This window comes from Pseudaminobacter salicylatoxidans (assembly GCF_003148475.1).
GTDB classification, from domain to species: domain Bacteria; phylum Pseudomonadota; class Alphaproteobacteria; order Rhizobiales; family Rhizobiaceae; genus Pseudaminobacter; species Pseudaminobacter salicylatoxidans.
In genome coordinates this window covers 23,527-47,368 of the sequence record NZ_QGGG01000014.1, presented here as the reverse complement: position 1 = coordinate 47,368, position 23,842 = coordinate 23,527, and the positions used below count along the sequence as shown (strand labels likewise).

The following is a 23,842-nucleotide window of genomic DNA, read 5'->3' as shown; positions in this document are numbered from 1 at the left end:
GCTGGGAAGGTTTAGCAGGGCATGCCGTCAGCTTCCTATTCGTTCATCGATGTCGCGATCCTCGACGATGTGAGGCAGCGCTTCGCCGCCGGTGATGCGCTCGTGATTCTTTCGAGCGATCTGGGGCAGGTGATCTGGGCGAACGGGCCGGGGGCCACGCTCTTCGGCTTTGCCGACATCGATTCGGCGCTGGGTGAGGAACCGGGGCTTTCCTTTGCGGCCCAGCGGCAGATCGCTGCCACCAGCGGCTTCCCGCGGATCGGCCGCGATCGTAGCCTGATGGTGCGCCTTGCAAGCGGCCTGACCAGTCAGGCGGTCATGTTCCTTGCCAGTGAAGTGGCCTTGCCCGATGGGGAGATGGCGATCCTGCTTGCCGTTCCGGCCGCGCAGGGCGGTGCCCGCGGTGAAGGCGAAATTGCCGCTCGCGCAATTGGCGGGCTGGAGGGGCATGGCCAGTTCGCCGCTTTCGTCGGCGCGGATGGTGCAATCGAAGCCGCATCCGAAGGTTATGGCGCGCTCGATATCGCCCGGCAGACATTGTCTGAACTGGTGGCCGAAGTGGAGATGGCGCGCGACCGGCTGGTCAAGCGCATGATACGCAGTGGCAAGGGGCTGCTGCCGGCAGGCATTGCGCGTCTGGCCGATGAGCCGTCGCGGCATTTGCTTCTGGTCATCGACGAGGAAGATGAAGAGTTCGAAGAGGTCGCGCCCGCTTCGGTGGAGCCGATGTTGGCCGCCTCTGAAGCCGTTGTGCAAACGCCAGCCCCGGACGTTGAAACGGAAATTGCCGAACCCTCTGCCGAGGCGACTTCGCCTGAGGTGATTCTCGCGGAAGAAGCTCAGGAAGACATTCTCGGGCTCGAGGACACTGATGACGAGAGCGATGCCGAGGAAACGGAGAGGTTCGCCGCGAACACGGTGCAGCCGTCAACCCGGGGCGATGCCTCTCAGGGTCAGCACGACGACTGGTACTTCAGCGCTGAAGAGCCGGGCGAGAAAAAAGAAACATCCCTGACCCCGGCCAGCGACACGCGCGCGGCATTGCCGGAACGCGGGCAGACACCTGTGCGCTTCGTCTGGCGCACGGATGCGGAGGGGCGCTTCAGCGCGATCTCCGATGAGTTCGCCAGAGCGGTCGGCGCGCACGCCGCCGATGTCATCGGCAGGAAGTTCCGCGATGTCGCGATGGCATTCGGCCTCGACCCGACAGGCGAGATCGCCGACCTGCTGGAGCGCCGCGACACGTGGTCGGGCCGGTCGGTGTTGTGGCCGCTCGCCGGCACGGAGCTGAAAATCCCTGTCGATCTGGCGGCTTTGCCGGTCTATGGCCGCGAGCGCAATTTCGAGGGTTTTCGAGGCTTTGGCGTGGCTCGCCGTGGCGACGCCGTTCCTGACCCGGAAAAGCTGGGCCTTGTGCTGGTGCCCGGCAGTGCGATGCCAAAGCTCGAAAAGCCGGTCTGGCCGCTCTCGGTCGAAACGGAAGACACCGGGCACGATCCTTTTCAGGGAGAGGTGCCGGCACTCACCATCGAGCCGAAACCGGACCGCCGCTACAGCGACAAGGTGATCCGCCTTGCCGAGCATCGGCCGCATACGGTGCCCGAAAAGAGCCTTTCGCCGGTCGAACGCAACGCATTCCGCGAAATTGGCGAGCGGCTGAAAGAGAACGATTCCAAAGACACGGAAGACGCCGAGGTCATCGGGGGCAAGACGCCTGCGGATGCGCTTCCTGCAGTAGAAACGGAAGAAGCTGGAACACCGTCGGCTGCCGAAAAACCGGTGGAGGTGCCGGAACCTGCTGAGGTCGATGGCGTCGAAGAGCCGACCGAAGCAACCGCACCTGTCGATGCGGTAACTGCCCCGACCCCGGAAGCCGCGGAACTGCCGGCGGACGAGGAGGCTCCGGCCGAAACGGAGACCATCCAGGAGGCGGAAGCCGAACCACGGGAAGCGTCCGAGCCAGCCGCATTGGCAAGTGAACCTCGGGACGAGCCACACTTCGGGGCCGAAAAGCTCCCGGCCGATACCTCCATTCTGGAAAAGCTGCCGGTGCCGGTACTCATCCATTCCGGCGATGCCCTGCATTACGCCAATGAGGAGTTTTTGACCCTCACCGGCTACGCCTCGGTCGAGCAGCTTGCCGAAGCGGGCGGGCTCGATGCTCTCTTTGCCGACAGCTATGGCGACGACACCGAAGCCCCGCATCACGATCTCAGGCTGCGCACCGGAGATGGGCTGGAGTTTCCCATACAGGCGCTGCTGCGCTCCGTGCCGTGGCAAGGAAGCAAGGCGCTGATGCTCGTGGTGCGCCGTACCGGCGACGAAGGCGAGGCGGCGGTGGAACCCGCACCCGCCATGCAGGCGCCGAGTGAGGCCGAGCTTCACGCACGCATTGCCGAGATGCGCACGATCATCGACACCGCCACCGATGGCGTCGTGCTGATCGACAAGGAAGGCGTCATCCGCTCTATCAGTAGGCCGGCCGAAGCGCTGTTCGGCTTCGACGGCGACGAGGTGACGGGCACGCCCTTCGCTTCGCTGTTTGCCATGGAAAGCCAGCGCGCGGTGCGCGACTATCTGAATGGCCTTGCCGAGCACGGCGTGGCCAGTGTGCTCAATGACGGGCGCGAAGTCATCGGCCGTGAGGCCGAGGGCCGCTTCATCCCGCTGTTCATGACCATTGGCCGCCTGCCCAACGACAGTGGCTACTGCGCGGTGGTGCGCGACATTACCCAGTGGAAGCGCGCGGAAGAGGAGCTTACGCAGGCGCGCGCGCTGGCCGAGCGGTCGTCCTCGCAGAAGACGGAGTTTCTCGCGCGCGTCAGCCACGAAATCCGCACGCCGCTCAATGCCATCATCGGCTTTTCCGAATTGATGATCGACGAGAAATTCGGCCCCGTCGCCAATGACCGCTATCGCGACTATCTGCGCGACATCAACCGCTCGGGCAATCATGTGCTCGATCTGGTCAACGATCTGCTCGATATTTCCAAGATCGAGGCGGGCCAGCAGGAAATGGCTTATGAAGCTGTTTCGCTCAACGATACGCTGTCTGAAACCGTGGCGATGATGCAGCCGCAGGCCAATCGTGAACGGGTCATCATCCGCTCCAGTTTCGCCTCGAAACTGCCCGATGTGGTGGCCGATCTGCGTAGCGTGCGCCAGATCGCGCTCAACATCCTGTCGAATGCCGTGCGCTACACGCAGGCCGGCGGGCAGGTCATCGTTTCCACGGCCTATGAGCCGAGCGGTGACATCGTCATGCGGGTGCGCGATACCGGCATCGGCATGACCCTGGCCGAAATCGAGCAGGCGCTGAAGCCCTTCAAGCAGATCAATTCGCTGAAACGTCCACGCGGGGACGGAACCGGCCTTGGCCTGCCGCTGACCAAGGCGATGGTAGAGGCCAACCGCGCCCGATTCACCATCACCTCGACGCCGGGCGAGGGAACGCTTGTGGAGGTTTCCTTCCCGTCAACGCGCGTTCTGGCCGATTGAACAAGAAAAAGGCGTTCCAAGGGAACGCCTGAAAAGAAAGCTGTCACAACGGGAACTTGAGCGAAACTGCATCTCGGAGAGGACGAGAGCTTTCCTCAGGTTAGCTACGACTATCGCGGCCGGATCTTAACAGAACCTTACCCGCGCCTGAAAATATTTACCGAAGTGTATCACCCGTGAAACTGGGGTAAATTTCCGGGTCATCTTTCATTAAGCATGCCGGTCGTGCTGCCGCCTTCATGCGGCGAAGCCGGAAATTCAGAACAGCGAGCCTTGCGTACCGGGGTCCTTCGGCTTTGCTCCCGGTTTTGGCTGCGGTTTCGGCCGTGGAGTACCGTCTGTCGCGATGGCGCCGACCGCGCCATCGGCGAAGCGCAGCGAAAGGGCGGCGTGTGGCGTCACCTCTGCCGCGCGCTTGAGCAGATCCCCCTGAGCATCCGTCACCAGCACGAAGCCGCGCTCGAGGATCGACTGATGGGAGAGCGTGGAAAGCAACCGCTCGGCCTGCGTGACCCGCCCGCGCAGCCGCTCCAGCCTCATGATGGTGGCCTGATCGAGCCGGCGTTCCAGTGCCGCGACCTGCTCGCCTGCCTGTTTCTGCCGCCGCAACAGCGGCTGGGGGCTGAGACGCGGAAGCGTGCGGTCGAACCGTCCGCGCCGCTCGCGCAGCACGGCGCGCAAGGCGGCGTAGGCGCGCGCCATGTCGCGGTCGATGATGCGCCGGGTCTCGGTCATCTTCCGATCCAGCGTGGCGGGCGACAGGCGTATCGCCTCAAGCCGCGCCCGCTTGCGCTCGGTGCTGACGATGAGCGCGCGCGAAAGCCTGCTCGTCACCTCATCGAAATGGCGGCGCGGCAGGGCAAGCAACTGATCGGGCGAGGGGAGCGCGCGGGCGGCGGCACGCAATTCCTGCCGCTTGCGGTCTGTATGGCGCGACATGCAGCCGCGCAGCCGCGCTGCCAGATTGGCAAGTGTGGCTTCCAGTTCAGCCTTCACCGGCACGGCGAATTCGGCGGCACCCGTGGGGGTGGGCGCGCGCAGGTCGGCGGCATAGTCCACCAGCGTCCAGTCAGTCTCGTGGCCCACGGCCGAGATGACTGGAATGTCCGACGCCGCCACGGCGCGCGCCAGCGCCTCGTCGTTGAAGCCCCACAAATCTTCCAGGCTGCCACCGCCGCGCGCAACGATCAGCAGATGCGGACGCCTGATCGGCCCGTCATCCGTCAGCGCGTTGAAGCCCTGCACGGCAGTCGTCACCTCTGCGCCGGAGGTTTCGCCCTGCACCCGCACGGGCCAGACGACCACATGCAGCGGAAAGCGATCCTTGATGCGATGGAGGATGTCGCGGATGACCGCGCCTGTCGGAGAGGTGATCACGCCCAGCACCAGGGGCATGAAGGGCAGGGCACGCTTGCGCTCCCGGTCGAACAGGCCTTCGGCGGCCAGCCTGCGCTTGCGCTCCTCCAGCAGCGCCATCAGCGCGCCGGCACCGGCCGGTTCCAGGCTGTCGATGACGATCTGGTATTTCGACGAACCCGGATAGGTGGTCAGCTTGCCGGTGGCGATCACCTCCATGCCTTCCTCGGGGCGGAATTTCAGCCGGCTCATCGTGCCTTTCCACACCACGGCTTCCAGCCGGGCGCGGTCGTCCTTCAGGCTGAAATAGGCATGGCCGGAAGAATGCGGACCGCGATAGCCGGAAATCTCACCACGCACCCTTACATGGCCGAACTGGTCCTCCACCGCGCGCTTCAGCGCGCCGGAAATCTCGCTCACCGTATATTCGGCGACATTGCCTTTCGGCTGGGAACCGGTCGATTCGGGGAAGAACTCACTCATGGCGCGATTGGGCCGCTTGCCGGGCTCGAGGTCAACCCTCTCGGTCCCGATCATCAGAAACCCTCATGACTGGATCACAAGAATTGGATGGACGCGCGACGGCCGCAAGCGTACCGCATTGCGCATGACCGCTCAGACCGCCCCCGCTGCATCCCCCTCCAGGCCCGTCACGGCGGACCGGCCGTTTGCGCCGCTCGATTACGGGCTCTATGCACTGACGGTGTTGTCCTGGAGCTTTTCCTGGTTCGCCATTCTGCTTCAGGTGGGCACGCATGTATCGCCGGAGGTGAATCTGGTCTGGCGCTTTGGCATCGCCACGGTGCTCATGTTCGGCTGGGTCGTTCTCAGCAGGCGGCAACTGCGCTTTCCACTGGCGGATCATTTGCGGTTTGTAGGGCTGGGCGTGCTGATGTTCTCGTCCAACTTCCTGCTTTTCTATTATGGCGCGCATTATCTGGTCAGTGGCCTTTTGTCGGTGGTGTTCTCGCTGGCTTCGGTTGTGAACATGCTTCTGGCCGCTGTCATCATGCGCGAGCGCCCGGCGCCCAAGATCATGCTCGGCGGGCTTCTCGGCTTCGGTGGCATCGCGCTGATGTTCTTTCCCGAGATTGCGGCGCACGGCCTTTCCGGCGGCACGCTGACCGGGCTCTTGCTGTGCCTCTGTGGCACTTTCAGCTTCTGCCTGGGCAACCTGCTGTCGGCCTCCACCCAGCGGCGCGGCTTGCCGCTGATTTCGACCAGCGCCTGTAGCATGCTTTATGGCACGCTGTGGGCGGCGTTCCTGGCGGTGCTGGTGGGACGCCCCTTCGTCATTGCCACAACTGTTCCCTATCTCGGCTCTCTGCTTTTCCTGGCGGTGATCTCGACCGTGATGGCCTTTGCGGCCTATCTGACCCTGCTCGGCCGCATCGGCCCGGCGCGGGCGGGCTATGCCACGGTGATGTTCCCGATCATAGCCTTGCTCATTTCGACCGTTCTGGAAGGGTATGTCTGGACGGCCTATGCCGTGGTCGGGCTGCTGCTGGTGGGCGCCGGCAATGTGCTGGTCATTCGCGGCGGTCGTCGATAGCGGGACGGCCTTACCAGCCCGGCATGACGTGGCCGGGCTTCAGGCGCTTGCCGCGAACGGCTGCAAGCGTTGCGAAATCGAAGGTCCCCGCTTCTTCCACCGGCGGGCGCGAGATGTTGTCGAGGCTCTCGGCGATATGGCGCGCGAGCGCTTCCACGATATGGGCGCTTGCCGTGTGACCGCGCATGATGCCGATCCGGCAATCGGGCAGCGCACCGAAACCGTCAGCCTCGCCCAGCACGCGCATGCCCGGCCGGAGCGCACATTCCGGCAGCACCGAGATGGCAAGGCCCGACAGCACCGCCGCGGTGATGACGGTGGCCGACCAGCTCGAAAACAGCACGCGATAATCGCGATGCATCCGGTCCAGCACGTCGGTGGCCGCGCGCCGCCAGATACAGTTGGGGCGGCCGAAGGCCATGGGCAGGATCTCCTGCTCATGCGTGGCGTGGTTGGCGGAACTGACCCAGAGCAGCGGCTCGCGCCGCACCACTTCCGACTGGCCTTTCAGGTCGTCATGCGTGACCAGCGCGAGGTCGAGTTGCCCGCGCTTGATGTGCTCGACCAGATTGGAGGTCGGCTCGCAGATCACGGTAAGCTCGACGCGCGGATTGGAGCGCGCGAAGCGAGCCATGATCTCGGGCAGGAAGCGGTCGGCATAGTCGTCGGGCGTGCCGATGCGGATCGTGCCTTCAAGCCGCCTGTCGTCGAAAGCGGCCAGCGTCTCGCGGTTCAGGTGGATCAGCCGGCGTGCATAGGAAAGCAGACGCTCGCCCTCTTCGGTCAGCCTGTTGGAGCGTCCGTCCTTTTCGAACAGCGGCTTGCCGATCCGCTCCTCCAGCCGCCGCATCTGCATGGAGACAGCCGACTGCGTGCGGTGAACTTCCTCTGCGGCGCGCGTGAAGCTGCCGGTATCCGAAATCATGATGAAGGTCTGCAATTGGTCGAGATCGAGCGGCGCTGACATTTCGGTCCCATCCATCACCGATGCTGATGCAAAAGATTTAAAACATTCGTTGGATTAATCAATACGTCGATGGCAGGATCGTAAGCGTCCACACGAAGCACTGAAAACGCCGGCAAGACGCGACGGCGACGCGCGCAATGCGCCGTCGCGTCAGGTGTTTTCGCGCGCCGTGTTCAATCACGGAGATGATGCCATGAAGACGTTCGAACACGCTTCCCAGACGATGCAGCTTGCCGTGCGGCCTGCCTTCGCCGCGCGTGCCATGAACACCCTCTCGCGCATGTTTCGTGTGTGGCAAAATCGACGCGATTTCTCCCGCCTGCACGAGATGACCGATTGGGAGCTGAAGGATATCGGGCTGGTGCGCTCGGATTTGCGTTGCGCATCCGACATCGCCTTCGGCGTCGATCCGACTATTCAGCTCAGCTCGATGGTGCGTGATCGCGTGGAAGCCGTCCAGCATATCGCTCGTCGGGGCAGCTGAGTTCTGCAGGCTCTCCCACTCCGCCGGTCATCCTCCCGGCGTGCCTGCACATTGCCCGGTCCCTGCGGACCGGGCTTTTTCTTAGCGATGCCTGTCCATACCCTTGGTGAACTGCTCGAAAATCGACTCGACGCCCTTCTGGTAGTCGTCTCGCTGCCTGACGCCGGTTTCGAACATCTTGCCGAACAGGTCGTCATAGGGATTGCGCGGCCGTCCGCTCGGGTTGGCCTGTGGCGCGGGCGCTTCCTGCTGCGCGGACTGGCCGCCTCCGAACATCTGTTCGAGGATTTGGCCAAGCGGATTGTTGCCGGGCGCGCCCGACTGGCCGGGTTGCCGCGCATTGCCACCGAACATGCCTTCCAGGATTTGCCCCAGCGGGTTGTTGGCTGCAGTTCCTCCGGCCTGTCCGGCTCCACCACCGAACATGCCTTCCAGAATCTGACCGAGCGGGTTGTCGGAAGCGCTGCCGCTTTGCCGGCCGCCGCCGCCGGACGCCGTTCCGCCCTGCCGCATCATCTGCTCGAGGATTTGCCCGAACGGATTGTCGCTGCCCGCCGAGGCTTGCGTGGCCCCGGCGGACTGCTTGAACAGCCCGCCCATGATCATGGATGCAAGCGCCGGAAGCATCTGCTTGAGGATGTCCTGGCTGACGCCGCTGGCCGCGGCGGCGTTGGCGGCCACTGCCCGGGAGAGATCCTTGGAGCCGAACAGATGGCCCAATATGCCATTGCCCTCGGCCATTCCAGCTTGTGAGAAGGCATTGGCCGGATCGTCGAAATATTTCGCGTGCTGGCCGCTCGACAGGGCCTGAAGGAACGCGCCCACCCCATAGGGATCGGCCGTATTCTGTTTCAACCCCTGCGAGAAGGCGGGCAGCAGCGCCTCCACCGCGGCCTGCGTTTGCTGCTGCGACAGGTTGAACTGCCGCGCCAACGCCTCCATGCCGTTGCCGTTCTGGGCATTGGCCAGCATGTCGAACAATGAAGCCATGATCTGTCCTCCTCGAAATCCGCTGTCGGGAAGAAGCCTAGCTCAAACCGGAAGCTGCGCCTACGGGATTGTTCCTGCCGAGAAGCGGGTGAGACCGCTTCGGGTCTCAGTAGGCATATTCGAGGAAGACAGGCTCGATCGAATCGCCCCATCGGGTGTGATAGGCATTGACCATTTCCTGAGCACTGGTCGTGCCGCGCGCCACCACCTCGTCGAGCGTGGACAGGAAATTGGTTTCGTCAAACCCGTCGCGGTTCAGGCGATTGCGGTTCTTCAGGCCCTTGCGCGAAATGGCGAGCACGTCGCGCCCCACGTCGCGCAGTGTCGTATTGCGGAAAGCTGTTGCGATGCCTTCGGCAGGCACCGCGTTGCGCATCGCCACTACTTCTTCGTAGGTCCAGTCGGCAGTCAGCGCCTCGGCGTCGTTGAGCGCTTCCTCGTCATAGAGCAAGCCCACCCAGAAGGCAGGCAGCGCGCAGATGCGGCGCCACGGCCCGCCATCGGCGCCGCGCATCTCCAGGAAGTGCTTCAGCCGTACGTCGGGGAAAAGGGTGGAGAGGTGGTTGGCCCAATCGCCGATCGTCGGCATGCCGTCCGTCACCTCGTTGCGCGCCGCGCCGTTCATGAACTGGCGGAAGGTCATATGCGTCATGTCGTGGTAGCGGCCGTTGCGAATGACGAAATACATCGGCACGTCGAGCGCCCATTCGACATAGTCGGCAAAGCCGAATTCCGGAGAAAAGCAGAAGGGCAGCATGCCCGAGCGCTGGTTGTCCGTGTCGGTCCAGATCTCGCCGCGCCAGCTCTGCAGGCCGTTCGGCTTGCCGTCGGTGAAGGGCGAGTTGGCGAACAGCGCGGTGGCCAGCGGCTGCAGCTTCAGCGAGACCTGCATCTTGCGGCGCATGTCTGTCTCGGACGAGAAATCGAGATTAACCTGGATGGTGCAGGTGCGATACATCATGTCCAGGCCCATCGTTCCGACCTTGGGCATATAGGCGGTCATGATCTCGTAGCGCGACTTGGGCATGCGCGGCGTTTCGGACAGGCGCCATTTCGGGCTGCCGCCGAGGCCGAGGAAGCGGATGCCGAGCGGCTCGGCGATCTCGCGCAACTGCGCCAGATGCGCATTACCCTCGCGGCAGGTCTGATGGATGGTTTCCAGCGGGGCGCCGGAAAGTTCGAACTGCCCGCCCGGCTCCAGCGAAATCGCACCCTGTCCGGTCGGTTCGACCAGGCCGATGATGCGGTTTTCATCGAGAATAGGTTCCCATCCCAGCGTGCGCTGCATGCCTTCCAGGATCGCGCGGATGCCGCGCTCGCCGCCATAAGGCACCGGAGCGTTGCCGTCGATGTAGAAGGGGAATTTCTCGTGCTCGGTGCCGATGCGCCATTTCTCACGCGGCTTGTTGCCCTGGGCGAGATAGGCAACAAGCTCGTCCATGCCTTCGATGGGCCGGAAATCGGTGGTGTCGCGCGCCATACTTATCCTCTCGCCGAAAATGTCGGCGCTTGATGGACGCAATTGCGGTACCCGATCAAGCGAAAAATCCTGACACCATGTTCAATACAATTGGCGCTTACCAGTCTCCGATGGTGGCCTGCAAGACGGCAAGCGCAGCTACTGCCGCAGTGTCTGCGCGCAGGATGCGCGGCCCCAGCGGAATGGAGGTGACGAAAGGCAGCGCGTAGAGCTGCTTGCGCTCGTCCTCCGAGAAGCCGCCCTCCGGCCCGATCAGCAGGCCCAGCTTGCGCTCCGGGATCGCCTGCAAGACAGCAAGCGGGTTGTTTGTCTCCGCGCTTTCGTCGCAGAAAACCAACCGTCGCTCCTTGTCCCATCCGGCAAGCAGAGCGGAGAATTTCTGTGCCTCGCGCACTTCCGGCAGGGCGAGAATACCGCATTGCTCGGCCGCCTCAACCACATTGGCGCGCAGGCGCTCGATGCCGGGTTTGGCGATCTGCGTGTGTTGGGTGATAACCGGCTGCAGCACGCCGGCTCCCATTTCCACCGCCTTCTGCACGAGATAGTCGAGACGACCCTGCTTCAGCGGGGCAAAACAATAGATCAGGTCGGGGTGCGCCGGTTGCGGCCGGGTTTCCTCGATGGCGCGCAGGCGCACCGATTTCCTGGCCTTTGCCTCGACGCGCGCCAGCCATTCACCTTCGCGTCCGTTGAAGATCAGAATTTCCGCGCCTTCGGTCAGGCGCAGCACGTTGGACAGGTAATGGCTCTGCTCCGGGCTCGCCTCGATCGAGGCGTTTTCGGAAAGGTCCTGCGGCACGAACAGCCGCTGCATTTTATAGTTGGCGCGCATGGAAGGATGAATGCGGGAGAGGCGGCTTCCGGTCAAGCCTCGATGCTTGGGTGCCAGACGGGCCGGTAGCCCGTGCGCAACACGGCAAGCGTGGAAGGTGGTGTCAGCAGGACAAGTCCGCCGACCTCGCCGCCGGGTGTCGTCGGCGGGCTATAGCCTTGAAAGGACCACGGATGCGCCACGCCCTTCCTAATTGCAAAGGCTTTGGCGCCTCGTGCCACCATGGCTCCGTCGGGCAGGTCGGCCAGCGCGTCGCATGTAAGCTCGGTGGGTTTGCCGCCGGATGCGCGCCTTTCGATGTGCAGCCGCGTGTCAATTTGAGGTGCCTTCGGTTCGTCGATGTCAAACGCTTCGCCGAAGCGCCTAGCGAAATCGCGCGCCCGTTCGCGCCGGCAGTAGAAGCAGGGGCGATGACCTGCTGCAAGTGCGGTCACTTCATCAAGGAAGAACAGTTCGGTCCAGCCGGCGCCGCCGTTCGGCCCGTTGCGGCCCATAACGTCACGCTTGCGACCGCGGAATTCGCATTCGCAGATCAGCCACGCCCTGGTTGTCCAGCGGCGTTTCAGCAATGTACGGGTCGCCGGATCGTGGATGACGCCGCGATTCCCCGCGAACAGGCCGCGTGCGGCGGTCGCATGGATGATACCGAACGGATTGACCCGATTTTGCAGCGGCATATGCCTTCCTGTCTTCGTCATGATCGTGCCGCATGATACATCCCGGCGCGGCGCTGTCATGCCTCGCATCGCCAGACGTGATTTTTCGGCCGTTCGAGTGGAACTTTTCAGCAGGTTTCCTGTTTCCGATCAGTAAGTTGTGAAAGAATGTCCGTCGACGTTCCGCAGCGCTTCGTTGCGACCGCAGTGGCATAAATGGCACGCTGCGAAACTTCCCGGTGGATCGGCGCTAATGGCGCTGGCAAGCCGGAAGGCGTGCGATTAGAAGGCGTCGACCTCAACCAACGCGGTGCGATTGACCGGCAGGCCTGCCCTGCGCGGCGCAACGCATTCGTAACAAATTTTATGCAGAATTGCTGAAAGCAGTAACCGAGATGACCGCCTTGAAAGCCGCGCTTCTGTCTTTCACCATGTTCTCCGCAATCGTGCTCTGCGGCGTCGGCATCTATGCGGCCGATGCTGCCAACGACCATGCAGTGTTCGACGGCTACGGCGTCGGCGCGAACGTCACCCGCTGATTTCAGGCACTTATCCGTAAAATCCGCTTTTTCGGAGCATTTTGCAGCGAGACGAAATCGTCTGGCGTCGTACAAATGCGGCTAAGAAAACCAAGCTAGCGCAGCGGAATCGCGTTCGTCAGAACGCCCACTGCTCCAGCGCCGTCCATGACCGATGTGCGCCGGGTGCTTCCGCGCCCATTTGCCCGGCTTCGCGGGATCAGGGTTGAAGAACAAAGGCCTGGAACGAGACGGCAATTCAGGAAAGCCATCCCGTTCCGGCGTCGCATTCCATTCAGGACGGTCGATAGAGCATGTCCGGGCCGGCATCGGCGATATTGCGTTTGCCGCACAGCGCCAGCGTGACGTCCAGTTCCTTGCGGATGATCTCCAGTGCCTTGGTCACGCCGGGCTTGCCCATTGCGCCGAGGCCATAAAGGAACGGCCGGCCAATATAGGTGCCCTTGGCGCCAAGGCACAGCGCCTTCAGCACGTCCTGCCCCGAGCGTATGCCGCCATCCATATGCACCTCGATCCTGTCGCCCACCGCCTCGACGATTTCGGGCAGGACGGAGATGGAGGAAGGCGCGCCGTCGAGCTGGCGCCCGCCATGATTGGAGACGATGATGGCGTCGGCCCCCGTCCTGGCCGCCATGACGGCGTCTTCCTTGTCGAGAATGCCCTTGAGGATCAGCTTGCCGCCCCATTGCTTCCTGATCCACTCCACGTCGCTCCAGGACAGGCGCGGATCGAACTGTTCGTTCGTCCATGAGGCAAGCGATGAGAGATCGCCCACACCCTTGGCGTGTCCCACGATGTTGCGGAAGGTGCGGCGCTGCGTGCCAAGCATGCCGAGACACCAGCGCGGACGGATCGCCATGTCGATGATGTTCCTCGGCGTCATCTTGGGCGGGGCCGACAGGCCGTTGCGGATGTCCTTGTGGCGTTGGGCGAGGATCTGCAGATCTAGCGTCAGCACCAGTGCCGAGCATTTCGCCGCCTTGGCGCGGTTGATGAGGTTGAGCACGAAATCCTTGTCGCGCATGACATAAAGCTGGAACCAGAAGGGCTTCTTCGTGACCGACGCCACGTCCTCGATGGAGCAGATGCTCATGGTCGACAGCGTGAAGGGCACGCCGAACTCCTCGGCCGCCTGTGCCGCCAGCATCTCGCCGTCGGCATGTTGCATGCCGGTGCTGCCGGTCGGAGCCAGCGCGACCGGCATGGAAACCTTCTCGCCGATCATGGTCGATTCCAGCGAGCGGTTGGTCATGTCCACCAGCACCCGCTGCCGGAATTTGATCTTCGAAAAGTCCGCCTCGTTGGCGCGATAGGTGCTTTCCGTCCAGGCGCCGGAATCGGCATAGTCGAAGAACATTGTCGGCACTCGCCGCCGGGCAAGGTTCTTGAGGTCGTTGATCTCGAGGATTTCGCTCATGATTCCATTCTTCCGATAGACTATTTTTCCTGGCCGCTGCGCCGTGCGCCGTCTTCCGTGCGCTGGCGCAGCCTTAACCTCGAAACGCGCTGCCAGTCACCTGTTCGTTCGGCCTCAGCCATGGAGTGCTCGACATAGGTGATGTGATCCATGGCCGCCTTGCGCGCTACCGCCGGCCTTCCGCCGACGACAGCCGCATGGATGGCCTTGTGCTGCGCCAGCAGTTCCTCGCGCGCGCCGGGCAGGCTGAACACGAGAAGGCGATTCTGGAACACACCGTCCGACAGCAGCCTGTAGAGCGAGCGCAGCGTGTGGAGCAAGATGATGTTGTGCGCGCATTCGCCGATGGCGTGATGGAACTCCACATCGATCTCGGCTTCCTCCTCGAAGTCGCCCCGCTCATGCGCGGCTTGCATGCGCGCCATGATCTGCGCCAGCAGCGCCCGGTCGTCCTCGGTTGCCCGTCGCGCGGCATATTCGGCGGCGATGCCCTCGATCTCGCGGCGATATTCCAGATAGTCGGCGCCTGCCTCGCGGTGCGAGCCGATCAACTCCAGCATCGGCTGGGTGAAAACCTGACCGATGACGTCGGCCACATAGGTGCCGCCGCCGTGGCGCGTCACGATCAGGCCCCGTGCTTCCAGCGTCTTCAGCGCCTCGCGCAGGATGGGCCGCGACACGTCGAACTGACGCGCCAGTTCGCGTTCGGCCGGCAGTCGGTCGGCCACGCGCAGCACCCCCTCGAGAACGAGGCTCTCGATCTGTTGCACAACCTCGTCTGCCGTGCGTGAATGCGCGATCCTGGAAAAAATATCGGTCACTCTTTGGCGCTCGCCAGTGCTTTTCCATAGCGAGAATTACGGCTTTTGCCCAGAGTGGTCAAATAATTTATCCAGTTACCCAAGAGATGGATTTTCCGAAAAAATCCTGCTGCATGCAGGCAATCCATTTGCGATTTACAGCGATCCCGATAAACTGGTAAAGCCTTTTTACCAGTGGTTTCGCAAAGGGGAGCGACCATGTCCGGGCCGGCCATGCCGCAGCCAGATGCCGAAACGATGCGCCGGCGCGCCGAGATCGTCGCCGATATGCGCATCATCGTGCCAGGCGAGGGCGTGGTGGACGCTGTCAACGAGATGCGCGCCTTCGAGAGCGACGGGCTGACCGCTTACCGGCAATTGCCGCTGGTCGTGGTGCTGCCCGAGACGGTCGCGCAGGTTTCGCGCATTCTCAAATATTGCAACGAGCGCAACATCCGCGTCGTGCCGCGCGGTTCGGGCACCTCGCTGTCAGGCGGTGCGCTGCCGCTGGAGGATGCGGTGCTGCTCGTCCTGAGCCGGTTCAACCGCATTCTGGAAATCGACTATCCCAACCGCTGCGTGGTCGCGCAGCCCGGCGTCACCAATCTCGGCATCACCAATGCCGTGGAGGAAGAGGGCTTCTACTACGCACCCGACCCGTCCTCGCAGATCGCCTGCTCCATCGGCGGCAATGTCGCGGAGAATTCCGGCGGCGTGCACTGCCTGAAATACGGCCTCACCGCCAACAATGTGCTGGGCATCGAAATGGTGCTGATGGATGGCGAGGCCGTGCGCCTTGGCGGCAGGCACCTCGACGCGGAAGGCTATGACCTGCTTGGGCTGATGACCGGCTCGGAAGGCCTGCTCGGCGTGGTGACCGAGGTCACGGTGCGCATCCTCAGGAAACCGGAGACGGCGCGCGCGCTGCTCATCGGCTTTCCTTCCAGCGAGCAGGCCGGGCAATGCGTGGCCGACATCATCGGCGCGGGCATCATCCCCGGCGGCATGGAGATGATGGACGGTCCCGCCATCCGCGCCGCCGAGGACTTCGTCCATGCCGGCTATCCGCTCGAATGCGAGGCACTGCTGATCGTCGAGCTCGACGGTCCGGGCGTGGAGGTCGATCACCTGATCGGTCGCGTGGAGGCCATTGCCGGGCAAAACAACGCCACCACCTGCCGCATTTCGCAATCGGAAGAGGAGCGGCTGACCTTCTGGGCAGGCCGCAAGGCGGCTTTTCCGGCGGTGGGGCGCATTTCGCCGGACTACTACTGCATGGACGGCACCATTCCTCGGAAAGAACTGCCCAAGGTGCTGCACGGCATGCGCGAGCTTTCGGAAAAATATGGGCTGGGCGTAGCCAACGTTTTCCATGCCGGCGATGGCAATCTGCATCCGCTCATCCTTTACGATGCCAATAATCCGGGCGAACTGGACAAGGCCGAGCAGTTCGGCGCCGATATTCTGCGCCTGTGCGTTCGTGTCGGCGGCGTGCTGACGGGCGAGCATGGCGTGGGCGTTGAAAAGCGCGACCTGATGCCGGAGATGTTCAACCAGATCGACCTCGACCAGCAGATGCGGGTCAAATGCGCTTTCGATCCGAACCACCTGCTCAACCCTGGAAAGATGTTTCCCCAGCTTCGCCGCTGCGCCGAGCTTGGCCGTATGCACATCCATGGCGGCAAGCTGCCGTTTCCGGACATTCCGAGGTTTTGAGGGGGATGCGGCTCCGTTTCCCTTGCGTCGCGACATCATGACCATCTTCACCCCCACCACTGCCGCCGAAGTCCAGTCCGCCGTCGAATGGGCGCTTTCTCACGAGACTCCGCTGGAAATCGTCGGCCATGGCTCCAAGCAGACGATCGGCCATCCGGTGCAGGCGGCGCATACGCTCGACCTCTCGGCCCTCATCGGCGTGACGCTCTACGAGCCGGAGGAACTGGTGCTTTCGGCCAAGGCCGGCACGCCGCTTGCCGAAATCGAAGCCATGCTCTCCGAACGTGGCCAGCAACTGGCGTTCGAGCCGATGGATTACGGCCCGCTGCTGGGCGGCCCTGTCGGGCGCGGCACGATCGGCGGTGTGCTGGCCGCCAACCTGTCGGGTCCGCGCCGACTGAAGGCGGGTGCGGCGCGCGACCACATTCTCGGCATCAACGCCGTTTCCGGACGCGGCGAGACATTCAAATCGGGCGGTCGGGTGGTCAAGAACGTCACCGGCTACGATCTGTCGAAGGGGATGGCGGGTTCCTGGGGCACGCTTTCCGTGCTGACCGACGTAACCTTCAAGGTGCTGCCCGCCGCCGAAACCGAAACCACGCTCGCCATTCGTGGCCTGTTCGATGAGGGCGCGGCCGCCGCCATGTCGATTGCGCTCGGCTGCAGCGCGGAAGTGTCGAGTGCGGCACATCTGCCGATGATGCTGGCCCAGACGGTGGCAGACGGCGCACTGTCGAGCGAATCCGCCACGCTGCTGCGCGTCGAGGGTTTCGCGCCGTCCGTGGCCTACCGGATCGGCCATCTCAGGCAGCTTCTGGGCAAGGCAGGCCCTATGGAAGAGATCGAAGGCGATGCCTCTCGCCGGCTTTGGCGCGACATTCGCGACTGTGTGCCTTTCGCGGACGGAACCGAGCAGCCGGTGTGGCGCATTTCCATGCCGCCGTCGCAGGCGCACCACATGGTCATGGCGCTGCGCATGGAAACGGCAGCCGATGCCTTCTACGATTGGCAGGGTGGGCTTGTCTGGCTGCGGCTCCCTGATGACCCCGAGGGCGCGCTGGTCAGGCATCTGGTGCGCAAGCTCGGCGGCGGTCATGCCACGCTGGTGCGCGCTGGCCCGGCCTGGCGGGCGGCGCTGCCGGTGTTCGAACCGCAGCCGCCGGCACTTGCAGCCCTGTCGGCGCGGCTGAAGCAGGAATTCGATCCGAAGGGCATCCTCAATCCCGGCCGCATGGTCGGCCACTTTGCCGATACCGGCGCAACCGCCTGAAACCCGAAACCAACGGAGAACATTGCATGAGCGACTTCAACGGCGGACCCGCCGCACCGCGCCAGACCGACCGCTGGCTGGAGCCGGGCGCGACCAATGTGCAGGTGGTCTATATACTCTATCTTGCCGGCCTCGTCGTAGGTCTTACCGGGCTGATCGGGCTGGTGATGGCCTATATCAATCGCGGCAAGGGCGAAGCCTGGGTGGATACGCACTACACCTGGGCGATACGCACTTTCTGGATCGGCCTGCTTTATGCCCTCATTTCGCTGGTCCTGATGTTCGTTGCCATCGGCTTCCTGCTGATGTTCGCGGTCGCTGTCTGGTTCATCGCGCGCTGCATCATCGGCCTGCAGGCGGCGGGGCGTCGGGAGCCGATCAAGAACCCTGGCGGCTGGCTCATCTGACCGCTCAAATCCGGGAGCCGCGCAGCCATGCAGACCAGCTTCACGCCCGCCCAGCTTGCCGATCCGCAGGTCGCGGAATCGGAGAAGATCCTGCGCAAATGCGTGCATTGCGGCTTCTGCACGGCGACTTGCCCGACCTATGTGACGCTCGGCAACGAACTCGACAGCCCGCGCGGGCGCATTTACCTCATCAAGGATATGCTGGAGAACGGCCGCGCGGCCGACAAGGAAACGGTGCTGCATATCGACCGTTGCCTGTCCTGCCTTGCCTGCATGACGACCTGCCCGTCCGGCGTGAACTACATGCATCTGGTCGATCATGCCCGTGCGCATATCGAGGAGACCTACAAGCGGCCGCTGGCGGACCGCTTCATCCGCGCGGTGCTGGCATTCGTGCTGCCTTATCCATCGCGGTTTCGCGCGGCGTTGAAGCTGGCGCGCTTCGGCAGGCCGCTTTCCGGCCTGTTCGGGAAGGTGCCGGGGCTGCGGCCGTTGTCTTCCATGCTGAGGCTTGCGCCGTCTGCCGTGCCACCCGCGTCGAAGGCAGCTCTTCCGGGTCGCCATGTGCCGGCTGGCGAAAGGCGCGGCCGCGTCGCCATCCTTACGGGCTGCGCCCAGCCGGTGCTCGACCCCGGCATCAACGAGGCGACGATCTCGCTGCTCAACAGGCTTGGGGTCGAAGTGGTCGTACCGGAAGGCGAGGGCTGCTGCGGTGCGCTGGTGCATCACATGGGACGGGAAGAGCAGGCACTGATCTCCGCGCGCAACAATGTCGATGCCTGGGCACGGCAGATCGAACAGGGTGGGCTGGACGCAATCATCGTCACCGCCTCGGGCTGCGGCACGACGATCAAGGATTACGGCTTCATGCTGCGGCTCGATCCGGCCTATGCGCAGAAGGCCGCACTCGTTTCGGCGCTGGCCAGGGATATCACCGAATATCTCGCCACGCTGGATCTGCCGCAGCCGGTCATCGCGCCGGGGTTGACGGTGGCCTATCATTCGGCCTGTTCCATGCAGCATGGCCAGAAGATCACCCGCCAGCCGAAAGAGCTTTTGACACGCGCTGGTTTCGTGGTGCGGGAGCCGCGGGAAGGGCATCTGTGCTGCGGTTCTGCCGGCACCTACAACATTCTGCAGCCGGAGATTTCGGCGCGCCTCAGAGATCGCAAGGTGAAGAACATCGAGGCGACCGGCGCGGAGGTGATCGCCACGGGCAATATCGGCTGCATCACGCAGATCGCCACCGTCGCGAAGATGCCGATCGTGCACACTGTGGAACTGCTCGACTGGGCCTATGGCGGCAGGAAGCCCGCCGGCGTGCCGGAAGCGAAAGAAGCTGCGCGCGTCTGATCCGCTGCGTTCGGACTATTCCGCTGCCAGCCGCACCGTGCTCGTGGCGTAGGTTGCCTCGTAAAGCGCGCGCTGGCGGTTGAGCGCCACCATCGTGTTGCGCAGCAGGATCGACACCGTGACCGGGCCGACGCCGCCCGGAACCGGCGTGATCCAGGAGGCGACCTCCTTCACGCTGTCGGTATCCACGTCGCCCACGATGTGGGTCGAGCCATCCGGCAAGGTCTCGGAATTGATGCCGATGTCGATCACGGCCGCACCGGGCTTGACCATGTCTGCCTTGATGAGGCGGGCCTTGCCCACCGCCACGAACAGCGCATCGGCCCGGCGGGCATGTGCCGCCACGGAGCGGGTCATGTGGTGGCAGACAGTGACCGTTGCCCCTTCGCTCATCAGCAGGAAGGCGATCGGCTTGCCGACGATCTCCGAGTGGCCGACCACGACGACCTCGAGCCCCTTCAGGTCGAGCCCGGTTTCCTTGAGCAGTTCGACGGAGGCCGCCGCCGTGCAAGGAGCGAGGTCGAGCTGGTTGTAGACGATGTTGCCGATGGAGGCCGGGTGCATGCCTTCCACGTCCTTCAGCGGATGCACGGCGGCCTGGATCGCCTTGATCGGGATATGCGCGGGCACCGGACGCTGGATGATGATGCCCGTGACGGGCGGGTCGGCGTTCATGCCATGGATCGCGGCTTCAAGCTCGCCGGCGGTCGTTTCGGCGGGCAGGCGCCGCTCCTCGAAATCGATGCCGGCCTGCTGCGCCTTGGCGCGCTGGTTGCGGACATAAACGTCGACGGCATCCACGTCGCCGACCGTGATCGACACGAGCTTGGGCGGAAAACCCTCTTCCCTGGCCTTTTCGGCGGCCACGCGCACCTCAGCCATGATGCGTGCCGCAACCGGCGCGCCCTTCAGGTAGCGGGTGTCGTCGAGAGGCATGGTATGGTCTCCTTCACCGAAGATGGGCGGCTTTCTTACCATGGATTTTCCTGTCGTCGTTGTCTTTGCGACCAAAGGACATGGGAAAAAGCGACGCGGTGAAGTTTCTGCGACGCCTCGTTTCGGGTCTTTGGAAGAAGGAAGGGATGACCGGCCTTCGCCTGCCATCCCCTTTGCCTCCCTGCCTTTCCGGCCGTCCCCCGGAAACTGCTCGGGTGCCTCCGAAGTCAGCTCACCACGACCGTGGCGCCGACCTTCACCCGCTCATAAAGCTCGATCACGTCCTCGTTGCGCATGCGTATGCAGCCCGACGACAGGGCTCTTCCGATGGTCCAGGGCTGGTTCGTGCCGTGGATGCGATAGAGCGTGGAGCCCAGATAGAGTGCGCGCGCACCGAGCGGATTGTTAGGGCCGCCTTCCATATGCGACGGCAGCACGCGGCCGCGCGCCCGTTCGCGCGCGATCATTTCCGCCGGCGGGCGCCAGTCGGGCCATTCGCGCTTCCGGGTCACCTTGTGCGAGCCGGCCCATTCGAAGCCGGGCTTGCCGGTGCCGACGCCGTAGCGCCGCGCCTTGCCGCCGTCCTCGACCAGATAGAGGAAGTTCTGCTGCGTATCGATCACGATGGTTCCGGCCTTATGCGGGCCGTCATAGTCGACTTCCTGCGGCAGATAGGTGGGGTCGATCCGGCGCTTCGCCTGCTGCTTTGCGGGCGCGGCAGTAGCGGCCGTGCGTTCCTGCACCCTGGGTTGATTGGCCTTGCGCGTTCCCGGCTGGGCATAGCGGCGGTCGAAGCGCGGCTCCGCCGTGTAGGGCTGCACCGGCATTCCGGTGGCGATGGCCTCTCGTGCCTGACGGCTCGGTCGCTGTTCAGGCATCTGGCCAAGCTGCATTACCCACGGCGCGGCAAGGTCCGGGCTGACCAGCACGGGCGGTCGCTGCGCATAGCGGTCGTTGGCGGAAGCCGGCACTGCAACGCCGGCGGTGAGGGCGAGAGCCCCCAGCAGGAGAAAATGTTTCATCGGACGCACTCTCGAAACCGGATCGTCACGGCAAGGAAAACCTCGCTTGAGGCGTGATGCTGAAGGATTGCCGGCAACCAAATCGTGAATCGGAATGCGTAAAATGCGAATCTGCGGCTAAACCTTTCGCGGTGGTTACCGGCGGGTTCAGGAATCTGGTAAAGGCAGCGTAAAGGCAGGAAGATTGCAGATGGAAACGGAAAACACAGGGCTTATCGAAGGCGCGGATGGCGTTACGCGCTGCTTCTGGCACGGCAACCTGCCGGATTACCTGCATTATCACGATCATGAATGGGGCAGGCCGGTGGCCGACGACCGCAGGCTGTTTGAGAAAATCTGTCTCGAAGGGTTCCAGTCGGGCTTGTCATGGCTGACCATCCTGCGCAAGCGGGAGGCCTTTCGCGAGGCGTTCGACGGGTTCGATTTCGAGCGCGTAGCGAAATTCACCGACGCCGATGTGGAACGCCTGCTCGGCAATGCCGGCATCGTGCGCCATCGTGGCAAGATCGCCTCCACCGTCAACAATGCCCGGCGCGCGCGCGAAATGGTGGCCGAAAAGGGCTCGCTCGCCGCCTATTTCTGGTCGTTCGAGCCGGGGCAGAGCGAGCGGCCGGCGGTTGTCGATCTGGCGCATTTGCGCGCCAATCCAACAACGGCGGTCTCGACGCGGATTTCGAAGGACCTGAAGAAGCGTGGCTGGAGCTTCGTCGGTCCCACCACGGTCTATGCATTCATGCAGGCCATGGGACTGGTTAACGATCACATCGAAGGTTGCGCCTGCCGTGCCGAAGTCGAGCGCGATCGCGCGGCTTTCAAGCGCCCGGTGTGACTGCGGGTGTGCGACGCGGTTGCCGCCTTCGCCCGCGCCGAACCCTTGCCGCTCCGTTTGACATAAGTTAGGACACCGCCCGAGTCCTGAATTGCATGAGGTGCGCTGCCCTTGCCGCCGGCAGGGAAAGCGTTGCACGAACGACAAGAGCGACACGACATGGCTGAGAAATCCGGGAAAATGAAGGCGCGGCTGCCGCGCGGCTTTGTCGATCGTACCTCCGACGATATTCGCGTCGCCGAAAAGATGATGGCGACGATCCGCGGCGTCTATGAACTCTACGGCTTCGAGCCGGTCGAGCAGCCGATGATCGAATATACCGACGCGCTGGGAAAATTCCTGCCCGATCAGGACCGGCCCAACGAGGGCGTCTTTTCCTTCCAGGACGACGACGACCAGTGGCTGTCGCTGCGCTACGACCTGACGGCGCCGATGGCCCGCTATGTGGCCGAGAATTTCGAAAAGCTGCCCAAGCCCTATCGCAGCTACCGCTCGGGCTGGGTGTTCCGCAACGAAAAGCCGGGACCTGGCCGCTTCCGCCAGTTCATGCAGTTCGATGCCGACACGGTTGGCACGCCGGGCGTGGCGGCGGATGCCGAAATGACCATGATGATGGCCGACGTGATGGAAGCCCTTGGCATTCCGCGCGGTCAGTATGTGGTGCGCGTCAACAACCGCAAGGTGCTGGACGGCCTGCTTGAAGCCATCGGCCTCGGCGGCGATGAGAATGCGGGACGCCGGCTGACGGTGCTGCGTGCCGTCGACAAGCTCGACAAAGTGGGCGTTCAGGGCGTGCGCGACCTTCTCGGCAAGGGCCGGCTGGACGAAAGCGGGGATTTCACCAAGGGCGCCGGGCTTGAAGAGGCGGCGATCGGCAAGGTCGTGGCCTTCATCGAGTCGGGGGCTGCCGATGCGGCCCGGACGACCGCCAATCTGCGCGAGGTCGTCGCCGAAAGTCCGCGCGGCACCGAGGGCGTGGAAGAACTGGCGCAGATTGCCGCGCTCGCTGCGGCGGCCGGTTATGACGATGGCCGCATCAAGATCGACCCGTCCATCGTCCGCGGCCTCGAATATTACACCGGTCCGGTCTATGAGATCGAATTGCTGGCGGAAATCCCCAACGAGGATGGCCAGATCGTGCGCTTCGGCTCGGTCGGCGGCGGTGGTCGCTATGACGGCCTCGTCTCGCGCTTCCGGGGCGAACCGGTGCCGGCCACCGGCTTTTCCATGGGCGTTTCGCGCCTGATAACGGCGCTGAAGAATCTGGGCAAGCTCGACACCTCGGATGTCGTGGCGCCGGTGGTCGTGCTGGTCATGGACAAGGACACCGAAAGCCTCGGCCGCTATCAGAAGATGGTGTCGGCGTTGCGCGAGGCCGGCATTCGCGCCGAGCTTTATCTCGGCGGCGCGGGCATGAAGGCGCAGCTCAAATATGCCGACCGGCGCGGTAGCCCGGTCGCCGTCATCCAGGGTGGCGACGAGCGCGAGAAGGGCGAGGTCCAGCTCAAGGATCTGATCGAGGGCGCACGCATGTCGGCCGAAATCGCCGACAATGCCGAATGGCGCGCCGCGCGGCCGGCGCAGGTCACAGTCGCCGAAGCCGATCTTGTGGCCGAAGTGCGCAAGATTCTGGCGGCTCAGGCTGAGGATCGCTCCCGTGCTGGTTGAGGTTTGGGCCCTTTCGCGCTCCCGGCAGACCGGCGGGGGGCAATCCAAGGCGCTATCCTTGATAGCTTGC

Annotated in this window: 20 protein-coding genes; 10 read left to right on the top strand and 10 right to left on the bottom strand. The window is 63.7% G+C overall.

The features are described from left to right. Positions 1 to 21 precede the first annotated feature (21 nt). Positions 22 to 3,498: a PAS domain S-box protein gene (locus C7441_RS18075; protein WP_109614075.1), complete on the top strand. Its 3,477-nt coding sequence runs from the start codon at positions 22 to 24 to the stop codon at positions 3,496 to 3,498. Between the two features lie 258 nt (positions 3,499 to 3,756). Here the strand turns inward: C7441_RS18075 and xseA are convergent, their stop codons facing one another. Beyond that, positions 3,757 to 5,337 (bottom strand): exodeoxyribonuclease VII large subunit, encoded by a 1,581-nt coding sequence (gene xseA / locus C7441_RS18070; protein WP_109614154.1) that lies wholly within the window; start codon positions 5,335 to 5,337, stop codon positions 3,757 to 3,759. Between the two features lie 124 nt (positions 5,338 to 5,461). Between xseA and C7441_RS18065 the strand changes: the two genes are divergently transcribed. After that, positions 5,462 to 6,406, top strand: a complete 945-nt coding sequence (locus tag C7441_RS18065) for a DMT family transporter (protein ID WP_109614074.1) — start codon at positions 5,462 to 5,464, stop codon at positions 6,404 to 6,406. Between the two features lie 10 nt (positions 6,407 to 6,416). Here the strand turns inward: C7441_RS18065 and C7441_RS18060 are convergent, their stop codons facing one another. After that, a complete protein-coding gene (locus C7441_RS18060; protein WP_109614153.1) occupies positions 6,417 to 7,373 on the bottom strand; it encodes a LysR substrate-binding domain-containing protein in 957 nt (318 codons plus the stop codon). Between the two features lie 193 nt (positions 7,374 to 7,566). Between C7441_RS18060 and C7441_RS18055 the strand changes: the two genes are divergently transcribed. Then, a complete protein-coding gene (locus C7441_RS18055) occupies positions 7,567 to 7,857 on the top strand; it encodes a YjiS-like domain-containing protein (protein ID WP_109614152.1) in 291 nt (96 codons plus the stop codon). Between the two features lie 81 nt (positions 7,858 to 7,938). Here C7441_RS18055 and C7441_RS18050 read toward each other — a convergent pair whose 3' ends face one another. The 4 genes from C7441_RS18050 to C7441_RS18035 form a co-directional block, all read right to left on the bottom strand. Then, entirely contained in the window at positions 7,939 to 8,847 is a 909-nt protein-coding gene (locus tag C7441_RS18050; protein ID WP_109614073.1) for a DUF937 domain-containing protein, read from the bottom strand. A gap of 106 nt (positions 8,848 to 8,953) precedes the next feature. Beyond that, positions 8,954 to 10,327 carry a glutamate--cysteine ligase gene (locus tag C7441_RS18045; protein ID WP_109614072.1) on the bottom strand — a complete coding sequence of 458 codons (1,374 nt, stop codon included), beginning with the start codon at positions 10,325 to 10,327 and terminating at the stop codon, positions 8,954 to 8,956. Between the two features lie 97 nt (positions 10,328 to 10,424). After that, entirely contained in the window at positions 10,425 to 11,159 is a 735-nt protein-coding gene (locus C7441_RS18040) for a 16S rRNA (uracil(1498)-N(3))-methyltransferase (RefSeq protein ID WP_109614071.1), read from the bottom strand. 32 nt (positions 11,160 to 11,191) lie between these two features. Beyond that, positions 11,192 to 11,836 carry a hypothetical protein gene (locus C7441_RS18035; RefSeq protein ID WP_109614151.1) on the bottom strand — a complete coding sequence of 215 codons (645 nt, stop codon included), beginning with the start codon at positions 11,834 to 11,836 and terminating at the stop codon, positions 11,192 to 11,194. A 374-nt stretch (positions 11,837 to 12,210) separates the two neighbouring features. Here C7441_RS18035 and C7441_RS24125 point away from each other — a divergent pair, with 374 nt between their 5' ends. Continuing rightward, positions 12,211 to 12,354 (top strand): hypothetical protein, encoded by a 144-nt coding sequence (locus C7441_RS24125; protein WP_019173056.1) that lies wholly within the window; start codon positions 12,211 to 12,213, stop codon positions 12,352 to 12,354. Between the two features lie 274 nt (positions 12,355 to 12,628). On the opposite strand, the gene C7441_RS18030 is transcribed toward C7441_RS24125, so the two are convergent. Together C7441_RS18030 and C7441_RS18025 are read right to left on the bottom strand one after the other, a co-directional pair. After that, entirely contained in the window at positions 12,629 to 13,771 is a 1,143-nt protein-coding gene (locus C7441_RS18030; RefSeq protein ID WP_109614070.1) for an alpha-hydroxy acid oxidase, read from the bottom strand. A 20-nt stretch (positions 13,772 to 13,791) separates the two neighbouring features. Next, entirely contained in the window at positions 13,792 to 14,592 is an 801-nt protein-coding gene (locus C7441_RS18025) for an FCD domain-containing protein (RefSeq protein WP_109614069.1), read from the bottom strand. Between the two features lie 198 nt (positions 14,593 to 14,790). Here C7441_RS18025 and C7441_RS18020 point away from each other — a divergent pair, with 198 nt between their 5' ends. From C7441_RS18020 to glcF, 4 genes are read left to right on the top strand one after another with little or no spacing between them, the layout of a single operon-like run. Further along, the gene (locus C7441_RS18020; RefSeq protein WP_109614068.1) at positions 14,791 to 16,287 is read left to right on the top strand and encodes an FAD-linked oxidase C-terminal domain-containing protein; all 1,497 of its coding nucleotides are present in this window, start codon (positions 14,791 to 14,793) and stop codon (positions 16,285 to 16,287) included. 37 nt (positions 16,288 to 16,324) lie between these two features. After that, complete coding sequence (gene glcE, locus C7441_RS18015) at positions 16,325 to 17,557, top strand: glycolate oxidase subunit GlcE (RefSeq protein ID WP_109614150.1); 1,233 nt, start codon at positions 16,325 to 16,327, stop codon at positions 17,555 to 17,557. A 26-nt stretch (positions 17,558 to 17,583) separates the two neighbouring features. Then, a complete protein-coding gene (locus C7441_RS18010; RefSeq protein WP_019173061.1) occupies positions 17,584 to 17,964 on the top strand; it encodes a DUF4870 family protein in 381 nt (126 codons plus the stop codon). Positions 17,965 to 17,991: 27 nt separating this feature from the next. Then, positions 17,992 to 19,317 (top strand): glycolate oxidase subunit GlcF, encoded by a 1,326-nt coding sequence (glcF, locus tag C7441_RS18005; RefSeq protein ID WP_109614067.1) that lies wholly within the window; start codon positions 17,992 to 17,994, stop codon positions 19,315 to 19,317. 15 nt (positions 19,318 to 19,332) lie between these two features. On the opposite strand, the gene C7441_RS18000 is transcribed toward glcF, so the two are convergent. Next, complete coding sequence (locus C7441_RS18000; protein WP_109614149.1) at positions 19,333 to 20,253, bottom strand: bifunctional 5,10-methylenetetrahydrofolate dehydrogenase/5,10-methenyltetrahydrofolate cyclohydrolase; 921 nt, start codon at positions 20,251 to 20,253, stop codon at positions 19,333 to 19,335. A 227-nt stretch (positions 20,254 to 20,480) separates the two neighbouring features. Further along, complete coding sequence (locus tag C7441_RS17995) at positions 20,481 to 21,275, bottom strand: L,D-transpeptidase (protein ID WP_109614066.1); 795 nt, start codon at positions 21,273 to 21,275, stop codon at positions 20,481 to 20,483. Positions 21,276 to 21,465: 190 nt separating this feature from the next. On the opposite strand from C7441_RS17995, the gene C7441_RS17990 reads away from it, so the two are divergent. Both C7441_RS17990 and hisS read left to right on the top strand, forming a co-directional pair. Continuing rightward, complete coding sequence (locus C7441_RS17990; RefSeq protein ID WP_109614065.1) at positions 21,466 to 22,104, top strand: DNA-3-methyladenine glycosylase I; 639 nt, start codon at positions 21,466 to 21,468, stop codon at positions 22,102 to 22,104. Positions 22,105 to 22,263: 159 nt separating this feature from the next. Continuing rightward, positions 22,264 to 23,772 (top strand): histidine--tRNA ligase, encoded by a 1,509-nt coding sequence (gene hisS, locus C7441_RS17985; protein ID WP_109614064.1) that lies wholly within the window; start codon positions 22,264 to 22,266, stop codon positions 23,770 to 23,772. Positions 23,773 to 23,842: the final 70 nt, after the last annotated feature.

Excerpts from the sequence above, each read along its gene's own strand:
- C7441_RS18050 (WP_109614073.1), bottom strand. The coding sequence starts at position 8,847 with ATGGCTTCATTGTTCGACATGCTGGCCAATGCCCAGAACGGCAACGGC.
- xseA (WP_109614154.1), bottom strand. The coding sequence starts at position 5,337 with ATGAGTGAGTTCTTCCCCGAATCGACCGGTTCCCAGCCGAAAGGCAAT.
- C7441_RS18060 (WP_109614153.1), bottom strand. The coding sequence starts at position 7,373 with ATGTCAGCGCCGCTCGATCTCGACCAATTGCAGACCTTCATCATGATT.
- glcF (WP_109614067.1), top strand. The coding sequence starts at position 17,992 with ATGCAGACCAGCTTCACGCCCGCCCAGCTTGCCGATCCGCAGGTCGCG.
- C7441_RS18020 (WP_109614068.1), top strand. The coding sequence starts at position 14,791 with ATGTCCGGGCCGGCCATGCCGCAGCCAGATGCCGAAACGATGCGCCGG.
- C7441_RS18000 (WP_109614149.1), bottom strand. The coding sequence starts at position 20,253 with ATGCCTCTCGACGACACCCGCTACCTGAAGGGCGCGCCGGTTGCGGCA.
- C7441_RS18010 (WP_019173061.1), top strand. The coding sequence starts at position 17,584 with ATGAGCGACTTCAACGGCGGACCCGCCGCACCGCGCCAGACCGACCGC.
- C7441_RS18035 (WP_109614151.1), bottom strand. The coding sequence starts at position 11,836 with ATGCCGCTGCAAAATCGGGTCAATCCGTTCGGTATCATCCATGCGACC.
- C7441_RS24125 (WP_019173056.1), top strand. The coding sequence starts at position 12,211 with ATGACCGCCTTGAAAGCCGCGCTTCTGTCTTTCACCATGTTCTCCGCA.
- C7441_RS18055 (WP_109614152.1), top strand. The coding sequence starts at position 7,567 with ATGAAGACGTTCGAACACGCTTCCCAGACGATGCAGCTTGCCGTGCGG.
- C7441_RS18045 (WP_109614072.1), bottom strand. The coding sequence starts at position 10,327 with ATGGCGCGCGACACCACCGATTTCCGGCCCATCGAAGGCATGGACGAG.
- C7441_RS17995 (WP_109614066.1), bottom strand. The coding sequence starts at position 21,275 with ATGAAACATTTTCTCCTGCTGGGGGCTCTCGCCCTCACCGCCGGCGTT.
- C7441_RS18065 (WP_109614074.1), top strand. The coding sequence starts at position 5,462 with ATGACCGCTCAGACCGCCCCCGCTGCATCCCCCTCCAGGCCCGTCACG.
- C7441_RS18075 (WP_109614075.1), top strand. The coding sequence starts at position 22 with ATGCCGTCAGCTTCCTATTCGTTCATCGATGTCGCGATCCTCGACGAT.
- C7441_RS18040 (WP_109614071.1), bottom strand. The coding sequence starts at position 11,159 with ATGCGCGCCAACTATAAAATGCAGCGGCTGTTCGTGCCGCAGGACCTT.
- C7441_RS17990 (WP_109614065.1), top strand. The coding sequence starts at position 21,466 with ATGGAAACGGAAAACACAGGGCTTATCGAAGGCGCGGATGGCGTTACG.
- hisS (WP_109614064.1), top strand. The coding sequence starts at position 22,264 with ATGGCTGAGAAATCCGGGAAAATGAAGGCGCGGCTGCCGCGCGGCTTT.
- C7441_RS18030 (WP_109614070.1), bottom strand. The coding sequence starts at position 13,771 with ATGAGCGAAATCCTCGAGATCAACGACCTCAAGAACCTTGCCCGGCGG.
- glcE (WP_109614150.1), top strand. The coding sequence starts at position 16,325 with ATGACCATCTTCACCCCCACCACTGCCGCCGAAGTCCAGTCCGCCGTC.